We start from the raw sequence: 16115 nt of genomic DNA on the forward strand, positions 1-16115 counted from the left end.
ATTATGAAGAAAAGATTTTGTGTGGGGATTTTCGGCGGCAGCTTTAATCCGCCGCATCTGGGACATGTACGCGCGGCGAAAAGCTTTTGCGATGCTGCACAGCCGGATGTTCTTATGGTAATTCCTTCATTTATGCCACCGCATAAAGTGCTGGACGAGGTGGGAGCCGATAAGCGACTTGAAATGGCGCGACTTGCGTTCAGCGGTGTTTACGGCTGTGTCGAAATTTCCGATTGCGAAATAACACGCGGCGGAAAAAGCTATACACTGTACACCGTGCAGGAAATACTCGGCAAATACCCCGAGTGTGATATCGCGTTGTACGTTGGAAGCGATATGCTTATGAGCTTTGATACCTGGCACAAGGCTGAGGAATTGTTCCGTCTGTGCAGGCTGTATGTTATGCCGCGTTTTGACGACCGGGTATTGCTTGAACAAAAGGCGGAGCAATACCGAAAAGAATATAATGCTGAAATAGTTTTTATCGACGGACCGTTTTACGAAATATCCTCCACTCAACTGCGCAGAGCCGTCAAAGAAAATGACAAGCTTTTTTTGAACGAAAATCTGCCGGAGGATGTACTTTTGTACTTACAAAAAGAAAAGCTTTACTTGAAAGGATAAAAAGATGTTTTTAGCAGGCAAAATCAGAGAACGGATAAAAGCAGAACTTTCTCCGGAGCGTGTGCGTCACGTTTTTGCGGTTGAGGAGGAGGCTCAGGCTTTGTGTAAAGTTCTTGATTGTACTGAATATTATGAAGATCTGAGCTATGCCGCACTTCTTCATGACATAACAAAAGAGAAGAATTATCAAGAACAGTTGAAATTATGTGATAAATACGATATAATACTTTCGGATGAGCAGCGTCTGTCTCCAAAAACCATACATGCCATAACGGCTGCTGCGGTTGCAAAGAATGAATACGGAATGAAGTCCAATATATGTTCCGCTATCCGTCGCCACACCACGGGTCACCAGGAAATGAATTTGTTTGAAAAAATAATTTTCATTGCGGATTATATTGAGAAGACCCGCGAGGAAAGCGCATGTCGCATGGCGCGCGAGCAATTTTACAACGAAGTGGCTTGTGTGGATGATATAAAAAGTAGATATGTGGCACTTGACAGAGTTGTACTTTTGTCGTTGAGCCAGACAATAAAATACCTTGCTGAAAAGAATTTGTACATAAACGAAAATACATTCAAGGCAAGGAATCGTTTGTGTCTGATGCTTTACCCCGAAAAGAATAATTATCAGAAAAAGGATTGAACAGTATGATGAAAAACAGCAAAAAAACATCAAGAGCAAAAAAAACGTCCGATGTCAGTGCTTCTGTAAAAAACACAGCGGTGAAAAAGGGCAGTAAGAACAGACTTCCGCTTTACATCATACTTGGTGTTCTGACGTTTCTTTTGGCGGTAACCGTGGCAATAGGTGCTTTGTATGCAAGCAGCACGCCCAGCTTAGATGATGAAAATCCATTTGATAATCCTTCACCGGTTGTTAACCCGAATGCCGCGGAAGACGATAAAAATTCCGAAAAACAGGTATCTGCGGACGGAAGAAAACAGGAAATGTATAATCTGATGGTAGTCGGTAAAGACTATTGGTCAGGTTCAACCGACGTTATAATGATAGTTTCGGTCAACACTGCAAAAAATGACATCAGTGTCCTCCAGATACCGCGCGATTCAACTGTGGACTGCGGTGTGAACGAGAATCATGGCAAGCGTGTAAATGCAATTTACGCATATGCTCTCAGTGCACTGAAATCTGTTGCCGTAAATCCACAGAAAGAATACGACGACATCGCAATGGCGAAGGTCGCTCCAATGTATCTTTCTTCCATGAAAGATAACAAAACTGCCGAAAACCGTAAGTTCAACGATGAACTTCGCGGAAAAATGGCACTGGAATACTTGAAAGAAACCCTCAAAAGAACCTTCTGCATTGCTATCGACGGATATGTGATGGTTGATGTCGCCGGTTTCAGAGAAATAGTGGACGTACTGGGCGGAGTTGAAGTCGATGTGCCGCAGAACATGCACTATGATGATGATGAACAGAATCTCCATATCCACCTTAATAAGGGTGTACAGCTTCTTGACGGAAAAAAGGCAGAGGGCTTTGTCCGCTACCGCTATGGTTATGTTGACGGAGATATAGGTCGAGTTAACGCACAAAAAATATTCCTTTCCGCGCTTGCAAAAAAAGTTATGTCCTTCTCGACGATTACCAAGATACAGCCTCTTGTGGAAACCTGCTTTGAGTACACCACAACAAATCTGACTACCACTGATATTATCGGTTATGCAAAAATTCTTCTTGGTATGGATTTGTCAAATATCAAGTTTTATACAGCACCGGGCGAAGCATACCAGACCTCTTCCGGAGCATGGTATTACAGCCTTTATACCGACGAAAATATTCAAATTATAAATGACCATTTCAACGATTACGACCGAATTGTAACTGCTGAGGATATTACTCTCAGACAGGTGGTAAAGAACTATAACATCAGCTACAATAACCAGGGAATAAGTGCTGAGGAAATAGAGAATTCCGAGCTTAATCTTACAAAATCTGATGTTACCTATAACCCCGTGCCCGGCTCGGGTGATTCGTCGGGAGTAAGTACACCTGTTAAGCGTGAAGAGGATGACAATGACAGCGTAGAGGTTTCGGCTGAGGTGAAAGATGACGAAACCGACGATAATGCCGAATCCTCACCCGCTATCGGCGAGAATGAGGACGATGGTGAAAATGAACAAAACGACGCCGATTCCCAACTTGAGAACAAATCGGACGAAGCGTCAGGAAGTGATGCGGACGACTCATCTTTGATTGATGTGACTGTTTCAGAAGAAAATTCCGCGGACGAAAAATACGATGAAGAACCCGATGACAAGACGGCAGATTCTTCTGATAATACTGAAGAAAAAAACGAGACATCTGAAACTGTTCCGGATGATGACCAAAAAACAGAAGCCTCAGAAGATACAGCCACTAAGAATGACGGCAGTGTCGAGTCTGACGATACCGAAGAAAATCAAAATGAAGATAAAACTTCTGTAACCGAAACTCCGGAAGCAAGTGATATTTCCGATGAAAACCAAGAAACTGACGGTGAAGATGACGTTGAAAAAATTCCCGAAACAGATGAACAATAGTAATAAGGAGTATTCATATGACCGAAAACATAAACATTAACGAAGAAGAAGTAGTGGAAATTGCGTCTACCACTGATGAAAACGATATTTCTCCCGCCGAGGTGGAAGCCACAGCGCGTAAAATAGCACAGATTCTTTACAGCAAAAAGGCGCACGATATACAGCTTTTATGCGTGAACCGACAAACTGTTCTGGCTGACTATTTTGTTATTGCACATGGTACATCCAACACACAGGTAAAGGCTCTCAGCGATGAGGTCGTTTATCAGTTGGGTCTAGAGGGCATTGAATGTCTGCGTACTGAGGGATATGACAGTGCGAGCTGGATACTGCTTGATTTCGGCTCCATAATAGTGCATGTTTTTCAGAAAGATACCCGTGATTATTTTAAGCTGGAAAAGCTCTGGGCAGATGCAGATAAGGTGGAACTTGAGCTCAATCTCAAAAGTGAATAATCAAAGTGTTGCCTGCGGCGGAGTGTGAAAACATGAGCCGCGGCAGTGTTTTCTGCGGATATTTTTACCTAATGTGTATTAATGCGTTTTGAAAAGAGATGGATTTTATGGAAAGTATAAATAAAAGTGACAGTATTGCTCCAAAGGCAGTGCTTGTAAGCGTAATTCTTGCAGGTGACTCTCACGTCGAATGTGATAAATCTCTGGATGAACTGGAGGAGCTTTTGAAAACCGCAGGCGGTGAGACCTTTGCACGCATGATCCAGCTTAAGGATAAGCCCGAGCCGGATACCTATATCGGAAGCGGAAAGCTTAGTGAGTTGGACGAGCTTTGCTGTAATAATGAAATAAATCTTGTGGTTTTTGATGCAGAGCTTGCACCGTCACAGATAAGAAATATAGAAAATGCTCTCCATAATGTCAGCGTGATTGACAGAACTATGCTGATACTTGATATATTCGCCTCTCACGCCGTAACGCGCGAGGGAATTTTGCAGGTTGAGATAGCACATCTGAAATACACCGCTCCAAGACTTGTCGGTAAAGGTAAAGAACTTTCAAGATTGGGCGGCGGAATTGGTACACGCGGACCGGGCGAATCAAAGCTTGAAACAGACAGACGCCATATAAAACGCCGGATAACCACACTTGAAGAAGAACTCAGAGAGCTTGAAAAGAACAGAATTACTCAGCATTCAAAACGCAAAAAGAGCGGAATTACCTCTATTGCCGTTGCGGGATATACCAATGCGGGAAAGTCTACACTTATGAATTATATCACAGGCGCGGGTATCCTTGCTGAAGATAAACTTTTTGCAACACTTGATCCCACCACCAGAAAATATGTACTTCCAACTGCAGGTGAGGTCCTCATTACTGATACCGTAGGTTTTATAAATAATCTTCCTCACCATCTTGTGAAAGCTTTTAAATCTACGCTTGATGAGGTGGCATATGCCGATATAATTCTCCTGGTAAGCGATGCCTCCGATCCCGAGGTTGATATGAAACTGGATGTGTGCCGCAGACTTATTGATTCGTTGCTGTCCGAACGCGGTGAACCTTCAAAGCCCATAATATATGTATTCAATAAATGCGACAAGGTGGTTCCCGGCACGCTTGAGCCATTTGATGCTCCGGTTGCGGACAGTGTATATATTTCCGCAAAAACGGGTGAGGGATGCGATGACTTGATCGAAAAAATAGAAAGTATACTCTCTTCGGTGAAAAGACCGCTGACACTGTTCTTCCCTCATTCTATGGCCGGAAACGAAGCAACTGTACGCCGTTCTTGTACCGTTACCGATGTGGAATATACGGCAGAAGGCATTATAATGAAAGTCATTGCCGATGATAAAATAACAGGCAAGTATAAGGATTTTATTAAGTATGATAATTGAAAGTTACCGTACCGTGGCTAAAGAAGCCAAGGATGAATTTACCGAAAAAAAGTCGGTTTTTATAGGTCATGCAAAGCCTATTGAAACCGAAGACCAGGCACTCGAATATATCCGTGAGCTCAACGAGTTTTATAAGGGTGCGGCGCATAATTGCTACGCATATGTGAATAAAGAGGGTAATGTGGTTCGTTTCAGCGACAACGGTGAGCCTCAGGGGACGGCGGGCATGCCAATATTGGAAGTTATAAAGCGTGAAGAACTTTGCGGTATAGTCATAGTGGTCACCCGATTTTTCGGAGGCATTCTTCTGGGCGCGGGCGGTTTGGTTCGCGCATATTCCAAAGCAGCAAAAATTGCCGTTGACGCGGCGGGAATAACTACATTTTGTCCTTTTACCTGTTTTAAAATATCTATTGATTATACTATGTACAATAAGCTCATGCATGATTTTGAAAAATACCGTGTGCGATGCACCGATTCTGTTTTTGACAGTAACATAACTCTCACACTGCTTGTACGTTCTGACCGTTTTGATTCGTACAAGGAATACTTAAAGGATATTTCGGGTGGTAAGCAGGAGATAACAGATATAACGACCGTATACGACAATGAGGAAATGTAAAGTTTAAATTTTGGTAATCGGCGGTACATTTTCGAATGTTACAATGTAGACAATGACATATTCCGATATTGGTTCGGATATTATTGGATATTAGGAGGTTCAAAATGAAAAAACGTGTACTTACGGCTGTTTTGTCACTGCTTTTGCTTTTTCTTTTTTCCTGCGAAAGGCCGATTCAGGACCCTGTACCCGTAAAGCCTGATGATAATGTGGAATCCCAGGACAATAAAACCGATAACGACCCTACGAATCCTTATAATGCAGAAGATATAAAAGCTTTTATACAGGAGAAGTATGCTATTGCAAAAGAAGCATATTTTTGGTTTGAGGTGAATAGCCTTCCTCCCGCAGAGCATGGAGTAGATATAAACAGTATAAAGGAAATTGACGGCCTTTATTATTATAAGGTCGGACATGATACCATAAAGAGTCTGTCCGATTTGGAAAGCTACCTCAAAAGTATTTTTTCCGACGAAATTACAGCCCGCCTGATGGAAGAGGGTAAAGAAAAGTACATCGATGTAGAAGGAGAGCTTTGGGCGGTGGATGCACAGCGCGGAACCGATATTTCTGTGGGCAACGTTATATTTACCTTGCAAAAAAAAGGTGACAATAAGGTGGTATATTCCGCCCACGTGGAGGAGCTTGACCTTGAAACACTGGAGACTGTGGGTATGAAGGTGTATGATTACGTTTACGAAAAAACTCCCGCGGGATGGCGATGGACTGAGTTTGATATTTATGAATGATAAAAAGATGTAAAGAATTCATAGTGGTTCTTTACATCTTTTTCTTGACAATTTGTATGATTTGGTGTATAATCAAATTAATACAAAATAAACTTAATGAAATTTGGAGTATATAACATGGCACATAAACTTCCCGAAATTGTAAATTCCGGAATAATACCCATCGACCATTTTCCTACACGCATGCAGTGCTTTATTTTCCGCAACTGGGAAATAATTTCTCCCAAGGTGATTGGTGAGGTGCTGGGATGCGATGAAAAAACTGTTTTGGCACTTGCAGAAGAAATGGGGCTTGCCGTACCGCCTAAGGTTGAAAAAGAATGGCTTACCAAGGGATACATAACCATTATCCGTGCCAACTGGCATCTTTGTTCTCACGAACAGCTTGCATATATGCTCGGCTGGACTACCGAAAAGCTGGCATATATCTTGCGTGAGGATGACTTTTTGTATGTAAAAATAGGCTACACCAAGCCTCAACTTCCCGAACTTCGTTACGAGCCTCTTACCGAACAGCAGAAGAAGCAGACTGCACATATACGCACAATAGTCGAAAACGCAAGAAGGAACATCCCTCACGATGCTGCCAAGCCCTTTGATTTTATCCCGCGTTTTATCGAAGCAGCAGAGCAGGCAGGTGAGCCTGCAAAAATCAAAAACGCGCAGTTCAATGACCGTATTGTGTATTCTTACTGTGCTCTTTACGGCGATACCTTTGCGGATAAAGAGCTTCTTGACGCCTCTTTTCCCGATGAACTTCTCATGGCATATAAGGCACTTGGCATAAACGGTGTGTGGACTCAGGCGGTGCTTTACACGCTTACACCGTATCCGTTTGACGAAAAGATGTCCGAGGGATATGAGACACGTCTTAAATACATGCGTTATCTTGTAGATAAGCTTAAAAAATATGACATAAAGCTGTTTTTGTATCTTAATGAGCCTCGCGCAATGCCTCTTTCGTTCTTCGAAAAATATCCCGATTTAAAGGGTCATGTGAATGAAGAAACCGGATATGCCAGCCTTTGCGTATCAACCAAACCGGTTCAGGAATACCTGTATAACGCTTCCAGATTTTTGTGCAGTAATGTTCCCGGCTTGGGCGGTATTTTCACCATAACCGCCAGTGAAAACCAGACAAACTGTTACAGCCACGGCTATGACAGCGGATGCAATTGCCCCCGCTGCTCAAAGCGCAGTCCCAGTGAGGTTATAGCGGATACAAACAGATTCCTTTATGAGGGCGCAAAATCCGTTGACCCTGACTTCACATTTATCGCTTGGAATTGGGCATGGCATAAATACAGCGAGCAGGAGTGCTTTGATACTATCGAAAAACTGCCCGAGGGTATAATTCCCATGTCGGTAAGCGAGGAAAGAGTAGAGAAGACTGTCGGCGGTGTGGATGTTTTTGTGCGCGACTATTCCATTTCTGTCGAAGGTCCCGGAAGATATGCGCGTGCCGTATGGGATAAAGCACATACCACGGGACATAAGGCGTATGCCAAGCTTCAGCTTGGCGATACATGGGAAATGGCAACCGCCATGTGCATTCCCGCTTTTGAAAAAATTTACAGACATCTTTGTCGCCTGACCGCCGAGTGCAGTATAGACGGTGCACTCCTGGGTTGGACCCTCGGAGGATTTCCTTCGCCCGCGTTAAAGCTTGCACAGGGATTCTTTGAAAAGAGCGACACCCCTCCGACACTTGATGAGCTTTACACAAAGATGTTCCCGGGGGCGGATATCCCCGCGCTTTCAGAGGCTTTCCATGTTCTTAGTGAGGCGTTTGACGAATTCCCGTTCCATGTGGATGTTATATATAACGCTCCTCAGCTTTACGGCAGTTCAAATCTCCTTTATACCGAAAAAACCGGATACCCCGCTACAATGGTAGGCTATCCGTATGACGACCTTGATAAATGGCGTTCCGTTTACCCTCGCGATGTGTTTATTTCCCAGTTCAAAAAGCTTTCCGACGGATGGCATGAGGGAACGTTGCTGCTGGAAAAAGCGGCAGAGGGTACAAATGATAAAGTGCTTATTTCCCTTGTGCGTTGTACAAAGGTAATAGACTGCCACTATCGCTCGGTTTACAATCAGAGTGTGTTTGTGGATAAGCGTGACTGCGGAGAAATAGATATCGGAATTGCAAAAGACGAAATGCGCCTTGCTGCAGAAATGCTCGTTCATATGTCCGAAGACCCGACTGTTGGCTATGAATCTTCAAACCACTATTTCTTCACCAAAAATACCCTGTTGGAAAAAATACTTAATTGCGACTACATAATAAACAAATACGAATAAAATTTAAAATATGCTTTGCTGTCATGCAAGGCATATTTTTTTGTTATTGGCATAAAATATTCCCAAACAGAAAGAGAGGTTTTATTATGTGCGAAAACAGATTTTATATTTGCCGTCATTGCGGTAATATAATGGGCCTCATCGAAGATTCGGGTGTGGCTGTTGAGTGTTGTGGAGAGCCGATGGAACAGCTTGAAGCTTCAAAAAACGAGAGCGGCAAAGAAAAGCATATGCCTGTTGTGAACATTTCCGGTGATACCGTTGCGGTGGATGTCGGAAGCATTGCCCATCCAATGGAAAACGACCATAGCATTGAGTGGGTGTATCTGCAAACCGACCGCGGTGGTCACAGAAAATGTCTGTATGCAGGTGATGAGCCGCGTGTCCGGTTTGTTCTGAGCGAAGAAAAGCCCGAGGCTGTATACGCTTACTGCAACAATCACGGTATGTGGATGAAGGAAATATAAAACAAAATGAGCTGTAAAAAACGGTTTTGTTTTTACAGCTCATTTTTCAATAAAAATCAGTCGTTAACTATTTCAGCTTCGGGAGCATTCTTTTTGACACTTTCAATTCCGTTGAGACATCCGGCTTTGGAAGTGTAGCCTTCGGAAGTGGCAATTACTTCGCCGTTCTTAGCTTTCAGACGGAATCTGAATTCTCCTGCTTTGTCAGCGTAAACTTCAAACTTGGGATGCTTTACTTTTTCAAAGTTTTCAACGGTCTGATCCTCAATTTCGCCAACACAGTTGTTTTTAACACTTTTAACACCGTTGATACAAGCCGCTTCGGTAGTGTACACCTCGGAAGTGGCAATGGTTTCGCCGTTGCCGGATTTGAGATCGAATTTGAATCCGGTGGCGGTATTTTTGATAACAAATTTACCCATGATAAAATCCTCCTAAAATATACTTTTTATAATAATAAACGAAAGATATTAACAGAGAATTAAAAAAAATAGAGAAATTGATAAATTTAAGTTTGAGTTTGTCGGGTTTTGCACTTGATAAAGCAACAAAATTATGCTATAATTACTATATATGGAATTCTAGCGACAGGAGCAGTGAAAATGTCAGAATATAAAATTGTTGCAAGTGACCTTGACGGGACATTGCTGAATAGTAAATCCGAAATAACCAAAGAAAATATAGATGCCATAAACAAGCTCTGCCAAAAAGGCATTTTCTTTGTGCCCTCTACGGGACGAACCCTTTCGGAAATTCCGTCTGATATAAAAAATCTTTCTTGCATTCGTTATTTTATTTATGCCAACGGAGCGGCAGTTTTGGATCGTACAACAGGCAACAGAGTTCTTAATTGCATAAGCGATAAGGACGGGAGATATATTTTTGATATTCTCAAATCCTTCGAAGCTCATGTTTCGTTCCGCACAGATGGCCAATGCTATGTGGATTCAAGGTTTCAGAATGATGCCGATTTTGAATACTATAATGTTTGTGAGGCACATCGGGTTGTGGTGCGCAATTTTGCGGAATACTCCGATGACTTTGAAAATATCAGCCAAAACGCAGATGATATCGAAGTCATTTCTGCATTTTTTCACAGCTATCAAGACAAAATAAAATGCAGAGAACTTATAGAGAAAAACAGTGCGCTCAAAGCGGTTGAAGTAAGCGAATATAATCTTGAAATAATAAATACCGATGCAGGCAAGGGGAATGCTTTGGGTATTCTTTCGGAAATGACCGGCGTGCCGTGTGAGCGTATAATAAGTATCGGAGACAGTGATAATGACAGCAGTATTATAAAAGCGGCGGGATTGGGGCTTGCGGTTTCCAACAGTTGTGAAGAACTCAAAATAATCGCTGATGAAATTATCTGTTCTAACGATGAACACGTGGTAGAATATGTGCTGAAGCATTATGCATGAGATAAGGAGACAGTATGAAAGTATCGCTACATAACCTTACAAAAAGCTTTCCCTCACGCAATAAAAAGGATAAGTCCGTGGTTGTTGCGGTGAATAATTTCAATTTTGAAATTCCCGATGGCAAGCTTGTTGGGCTTTTGGGACCGTCAGGTTGCGGGAAGAGCACAACTCTGAATCTTATATGCGGACTCCTCAAGCCGACATCGGGTAAAATCTTTTTCGGTGATGACGATGTTACATCGCTTGAACCGGAAAACAGGGGAGTGGGTATGGTTTTTCAAAATTACGCTCTTTATCCTCACATGAGCGTTTTGCAGAACATTACCTTTCCGCTGGGCAATCTAAAAGGAAAAGAAAAGCTCACCAAAGCGCAGATGCTGGAAAAGGCACATAGAATTGCAAAGCTTGTGCAAATAGATGAGCTTTTGGAACGCAAGCCGTCTCAGCTTTCCGGCGGTCAGCAACAGCGCGTTGCGATAGCACGTGCACTGATAAAAATGCCACGTGTGCTTCTTTTGGATGAACCGCTCTCAAATCTGGACGCCCGTCTCAGACTCCGGACACGAGAGGAAATAAGCAGAATACAAAAAGAAACGGGCATAACAACAATTTTCGTAACGCACGACCAGGAAGAAGCAATGAGTATTTCCGATATGATTGTTGTTATGAAAGAGGGAGTTGTTCAGCAGATAGGAGCACCGCAGGAGGTTTATGATAATCCTGTAAATCTTTTCGTAGCGCAGTTCCTGGGCACTCCGCCAATCAGTATTTTTGATGGTGCGGTCAGAAATAAAAAACTGTATATCGGTGATGATGCGGTAATGGATGCAGGTAATCTTCCGGATTGTGACGTTAATGTCGGAATACGGCCTGAAGGCTATATTCTCAAAAACGATGGTGCAATGAAATGCAAGCTTCGCAAGGTTGAGGTTATGGGACGTGATATAAGTGTGGTTTCCTGCCATCCGTCCTGCCATAATGAGGTTATACGCTCTATAATTGCTTCGGACAATATTTCTGAGCTGGTGGGCGAAAATGTATGCTTTGATATAAAACCGTCCAAGATTTTTCTGTTTGACAAGATTACAGGACGCAGAATACGTGTTGAAAATGTATAGCGGGGGCGGATTATGGAAAATAAGAATTTAAAAGCCTGGCTGTATCTTATACCCGCGGTTCTGTTTCTTGCCGCATTCATGGTATATCCGCTTATAGACGTGTTTGTATACTCCTTTGAAGAGGGCTACAATTCCGCTTCCCAGACGTTTTTCGGAGTAGGTACGTATAACTATTCTTATGTGTTGCGTGACCCGTATTTTTTGCAGGCGGTGCAGAATACCATAATACTGGTTATAATAACCGTTCCCGTTTCCACCGCTCTTGCACTTCTTATTTCTGTTGGGCTGAGTTCAATCAAGCCGCTCAGGAATCTTTTTCAGACAGTCTATTTTCTTCCGTATGTGACCAATACACTGGCGGTAGGCTTGGTTTTTATGATACTTTTCAAAAAAACGCCCTACACCGACGGACTTGTAAACCTTATACTGAAATTCTTGGGTACAAATCCCATTGACTTTATTGACGGACCATACTGGGCAAAAATGTTTGTTCTGTGCTTTTACACTGTCTGGGTGGTATTGCCGTTTAAAATTCTCATTCTTACAAGTGCTCTCGCTTCCGTTAACAAAGACTATTACAGCGCTGCACGTGTGGACGGAACACCGAAAATCAGAATATTTACAAAAATCACACTGCCAATGATTTCACCAATGCTGTTTTATCTTATTATTACAGGCTTTATCGGAGCATTCAAGGCGTACAGCGATGCGGTTGCGCTTTTTGGTACCGATCTCAATGCATCGCAAATGAACACCATAGTTGGCTATGTATATGATATGCTTTACGGTGACAGCGGCGGTTATCCTTCATATGCTTCTGCGGCGGCGATAATACTTTTTGCTATTGTTCTGACAATCACCTGCATAAATCTCATAGTCAGCAAAAAGCACGTTCACTATTGAGAGGGAAAGTGTATGCATAATAATATGAATTACAATTCTATACAAAAAACCACAAATCTGAGAAAAACGGCTTTTAATATAGTTGTATATACGCTTCTGAGCATATGGGCAATGTTGGTGCTTTTTCCGTTTTACTGGATGGTGCTTACTTCGGTGAAGGGCTATGGAGCATATAACTCGGAATATATTCCGCAGTTTTTCACTCTTTCTCCTACACTCGAAAATTATTATCAGGCATTCGGCGCGGTACCGTTGGCAAAATATTTTGTCAACACCCTTGTTTTCACGGTACTTACCACGACTATCATGCTGGTAGTGATAATACCTGCCGCTTTCGCCTTTGCCAGACTTCAGTTCAGAGGAAAAAATCTTGTATTCACATTGTTCCTGTCGCTGATGATGATACCGAATGAGCTTGTCGTCATAACAAATTTTGTTACTATAACCAACCTCGAACTCAGAAATACTTTTACAGGACTTATCCTTCCGTCCGTGACATCTGTTTTCTACATTTATCTTCTGAAAGAAAACTTCGCACAGATCCCCGATGAACTGTATTACGCTGCCAAGGTGGACGGCACTTCGGATATGAAATATCTTTTAAGGGTCATGATGCCCATCTGCCGACCTACCATTGTTACCGTCACTATTCTGAAAGTAATAGAGTGCTGGAACTCATATGTGTGGCCGAGACTTATAACCGATAATCCTGATTACTATCTTGTTTCCAACGGTATACAGGAAATACGGGAAAATGGCTTCGGACGTGAAAATATTCCTGCTATGATGGCGGCAGTGGTGGTAATATCCGTACCGCTTATAATACTGTTTCTTATATTCCGCAGGAAAATAATGGAGGGCGTAGCGAGAGGGGGCACCAAAGGATGAAAAAACTCTTTTTCACACTTGTCGTTGTGCTTGTTGCGCTTGCAATGCAGGGATGTCACGGCTCGCGTGAGCAAAATGAATTTGAAATCCCACAGGAATTTGACAGCGCAAAGAATTACGAAATTACCTTTTGGGCAAAGAATGACACTAATATAAATCAGGTCAGAATTTACGAAAAGGCAATTTCCGATTTTGAAGCACTCTACCCAAATATTAAAGTAAATCTCCGCCTTTACACCGACTACGGAAGAATATATAATGATGTTATAACCAATATGTCCACAGGCACTACGCCTAATGTATGTATAACCTATCCGGACCATATTGCAACCTACCTTACGGGAGACAATGTGGTTGTTCCGCTTGATACGCTTTTGGTGCACGATAAGTATGGGCTGGGCGGAAGTGAGGTGAAATTTGATTCTCCTGCAAAAGATGAAATTGTCTCTAAATTTCTCAATGAGTGTTCTTTTGACGGAAATCTTTATGCTTTGCCGTTCATGCGCTCTACGGAGGCGTGCTACGTAAATAAAACTTATGTGGAAAAGTTGGGCTACATTCTCCCCGAGACACTTACCTGGGATTTTGTGTGGGAGGTGTCCCGCGCGGCGACTGAAAAGGACGTGAACGGTAACTTTGCCGTTAATTCGCAAAAGGTTATGCTGCCCTTCATATACAAATCCACCGACAATATGATGATCCAGATGCTGGCTCAGAAAAATGCAGGGTACTCCACGGACAGGGGCGAGGTGCTGGTTTTTAACGACACCGTAAGCATGTTTCTGAAAACTATTGCGTTCAATGTAAAGAAAGGCGCTTTTTCCACTTTTAAAATCTCGGGCTATCCCGCTAATTTCCTCAATGCAGGACAGTGTATTTTTGCGATAGATTCCACTGCCGGCGCCACCTGGATGGGAAGCGACGCACCCCTTTGCGATATAAGTGAGGAAAATCTTGTGCAGTTTGAAACCGAGGTTATGATGATACCTCAATTTGACCCGGATAATCCCTGCATGATCTCTCAGGGCCCCTCTGTGTGCGTGTTCAACAAGGATGACCCGCAGGAGGTGCTTGCCTCCTGGCTGTTCACTCAATATCTTCTCACAAATGACGTTCAAATATCATATTCCTGTACCGAGGGATACGTGCCCGTGACGTTGAAAGCACAGAAATCCGATGAATATAAGATGTATTTGTCGCAGATAGGACAGGATAACAATGAACACTATGAGCTCAAGATAAAGGCGGCACAGCTGCTCCTTGATAACACCGATAACACATTTGTAACTCCGGTGTTCAACGGTTCTGCTTCATTACGTGATGCGGCAGGCCAAATGATAGAAAATGTAACAAAATCAATCAGACGTAATCAGACGGTTGATGATGATTACATTGAAAAGCTTTATGAGGATATGATTTCCTTGCATCATCTTGACCGCATAGATACAACAGGTGCTCCGTCAGGAAAAGCGGATTTAGGTAAGCTGCCCGTGACTTCTGTTGCTCTTGTATTCTTGCTGGGCGCGGCATGGCTGTTTATTGCGGTTTATTATGTTGCCGATATCCTCAAAAGTCGCAAAAAATAGCGGCGTACTATTGACTTATTGTTAATTTTGTGTATAATATTAATGTAAACCAAATATTTCACTAAAGTGGAGGTAAATGAAAATGAAGAAAATTTTAGCATTGATTCTTGTTGTTGTACTTGCACTTGCTGTTGCAGGATGCACTCAGCCCGCAGATGTTGTTGAAGACGGAAACGAGGCTGTTGTTGGCGAAAATGTTTCCGATGAAAACAACGCTGAAGCAAACCTTGATAACGAGACCGATTTTTCCGCTCTTATGGGTGGAGAAACCGCTGATGAACCTGCTGTTATGAGTTATGCTGAGTACATAGCGGCACCTGTTGACGCTCCCGTTGTTGTTGAAACCTATGTTCAGGCTACCCAGTCCTGGTGGGATAACAAAATAACCGCTTACACCCAGAACGAAGAGGGCGCATATTTCATTTATGAAATGGCATGCTCCGAAGAAGATGCCGCAAAGCTGGTTCCCGGAACAAAAATCCGCGTTACAGGTTATAAGGCAATCTGGGCAGGTGAGGTTGAAATCGTAGATGCAACCTTTGAAATTCTTGAAGGCAGCTTTGTTGCACAGCCTCTTGACGTTACCGCACTTCTCGGCACCGAAGAACTTGTAAACGAGCAGAATAAGATGGTTTCCTTTAAGGGTATGACCATCGATTCTATCGAATACAAGAACGGCGAGCCCGGTGACGATATCTATGTTACCGTTTCCAAAGACGGCGCTTCTTACAGCTTCTGCGTAGAGGTTTACCTCACAGGAACCGAAACCGATGTTTATAAAGCTGTTCAGGCGCTGAATGCAGGCGATGTTGTTGATATCGACGGATTCCTTTACTGGTATGAAGGCGTTAACACCCACATTACCGCAGTTACCGTTGCTGCGTAATAAAAGGTTTTAATTAAAAAAGGCTGTGAAAACTAAAATTTGGTTTTCACGGCCTTTTTGTGATTAAGTCACGGAAATAATTTGTGAAATTGCATATAATAAACTCACAAAATAAAATTCAATCATGAAAGGAAAAATA

16 protein-coding genes are annotated in these 16115 nt (G+C 42.7%); 15 read left to right on the forward strand and 1 reads right to left on the reverse strand.

Features of this window, described 5'->3' with window-relative positions; genetic code table 11:
• Window positions 1-3 precede the first annotated feature (3 nt).
• From nadD to E7588_00305, 9 genes are all read left to right on the forward strand, one after another.
• Window positions 4-624 (forward strand): nicotinate (nicotinamide) nucleotide adenylyltransferase, encoded by a 621-nt coding sequence (nadD, locus tag E7588_00265; GenBank protein ID MBE6687694.1) that lies wholly within the window; start codon window positions 4-6, stop codon window positions 622-624.
• A 4-nt stretch (window positions 625-628) separates the two neighbouring features.
• A complete protein-coding gene (locus tag E7588_00270; protein MBE6687695.1) occupies window positions 629-1270 on the forward strand; it encodes an HD domain-containing protein in 642 nt (213 codons plus the stop codon).
• Between the two features lie 5 nt (window positions 1271-1275).
• A complete protein-coding gene (locus E7588_00275; GenBank protein MBE6687696.1) occupies window positions 1276-3171 on the forward strand; it encodes a hypothetical protein in 1896 nt (631 codons plus the stop codon).
• Window positions 3172-3188: 17 nt separating this feature from the next.
• The gene (gene rsfS, locus E7588_00280) at window positions 3189-3626 is read left to right on the forward strand and encodes a ribosome silencing factor (GenBank protein MBE6687697.1); all 438 of its coding nucleotides are present in this window, start codon (window positions 3189-3191) and stop codon (window positions 3624-3626) included.
• Between the two features lie 107 nt (window positions 3627-3733).
• On the forward strand, window positions 3734-5026 hold the full coding sequence (gene hflX, locus E7588_00285) for a GTPase HflX (GenBank protein ID MBE6687698.1): 1293 nt from the start codon (window positions 3734-3736) through the stop codon (window positions 5024-5026).
• Entirely contained in the window at window positions 5016-5648 is a 633-nt protein-coding gene (locus E7588_00290) for a YigZ family protein (protein MBE6687699.1), read from the forward strand. Before hflX ends, E7588_00290 begins: the two co-directional genes overlap by 11 nt.
• 104 nt (window positions 5649-5752) lie before the next feature.
• Complete coding sequence (locus E7588_00295; GenBank protein MBE6687700.1) at window positions 5753-6397, forward strand: hypothetical protein; 645 nt, start codon at window positions 5753-5755, stop codon at window positions 6395-6397.
• 117 nt (window positions 6398-6514) lie between these two features.
• Complete coding sequence (locus tag E7588_00300; GenBank protein MBE6687701.1) at window positions 6515-8704, forward strand: hypothetical protein; 2190 nt, start codon at window positions 6515-6517, stop codon at window positions 8702-8704.
• Between the two features lie 86 nt (window positions 8705-8790).
• A complete protein-coding gene (locus E7588_00305; protein MBE6687702.1) occupies window positions 8791-9171 on the forward strand; it encodes a desulfoferrodoxin in 381 nt (126 codons plus the stop codon).
• Window positions 9172-9227: 56 nt separating this feature from the next.
• On the opposite strand, the gene E7588_00310 is transcribed toward E7588_00305, so the two are convergent.
• Window positions 9228-9593, reverse strand: a complete 366-nt coding sequence (locus E7588_00310) for a DUF1508 domain-containing protein (protein ID MBE6687703.1) — start codon at window positions 9591-9593, stop codon at window positions 9228-9230.
• 180 nt (window positions 9594-9773) lie between these two features.
• Here E7588_00310 and E7588_00315 point away from each other — a divergent pair, with 180 nt between their 5' ends.
• From E7588_00315 to E7588_00340, 6 genes are all read left to right on the forward strand, one after another.
• Entirely contained in the window at window positions 9774-10595 is an 822-nt protein-coding gene (locus E7588_00315) for a Cof-type HAD-IIB family hydrolase (GenBank protein ID MBE6687704.1), read from the forward strand.
• 14 nt (window positions 10596-10609) lie between these two features.
• Window positions 10610-11713 carry an ABC transporter ATP-binding protein gene (locus E7588_00320; GenBank protein ID MBE6687705.1) on the forward strand — a complete coding sequence of 368 codons (1104 nt, stop codon included), beginning with the start codon at window positions 10610-10612 and terminating at the stop codon, window positions 11711-11713.
• Between the two features lie 12 nt (window positions 11714-11725).
• Window positions 11726-12616: a sugar ABC transporter permease gene (locus E7588_00325; protein ID MBE6687706.1), complete on the forward strand. Its 891-nt coding sequence runs from the start codon at window positions 11726-11728 to the stop codon at window positions 12614-12616.
• Window positions 12617-12628: 12 nt separating this feature from the next.
• A complete protein-coding gene (locus E7588_00330) occupies window positions 12629-13504 on the forward strand; it encodes a carbohydrate ABC transporter permease (GenBank protein MBE6687707.1) in 876 nt (291 codons plus the stop codon).
• Window positions 13501-15090 carry an extracellular solute-binding protein gene (locus E7588_00335; protein ID MBE6687708.1) on the forward strand — a complete coding sequence of 530 codons (1590 nt, stop codon included), beginning with the start codon at window positions 13501-13503 and terminating at the stop codon, window positions 15088-15090. The genes E7588_00330 and E7588_00335 overlap by 4 nt, the downstream gene beginning before the upstream one ends.
• Before the next feature lie 82 nt (window positions 15091-15172).
• Window positions 15173-15976, forward strand: coding sequence for a hypothetical protein (locus tag E7588_00340; GenBank protein MBE6687709.1), 804 nt, complete (start codon window positions 15173-15175; stop codon window positions 15974-15976).
• The last annotated feature ends 139 nt before the right edge of the window (window positions 15977-16115 follow it).

This window comes from Oscillospiraceae bacterium (assembly GCA_015065085.1).
In the GTDB taxonomy this organism is placed as follows: Bacteria; Bacillota; Clostridia; order Oscillospirales; family SIG627; genus SIG627.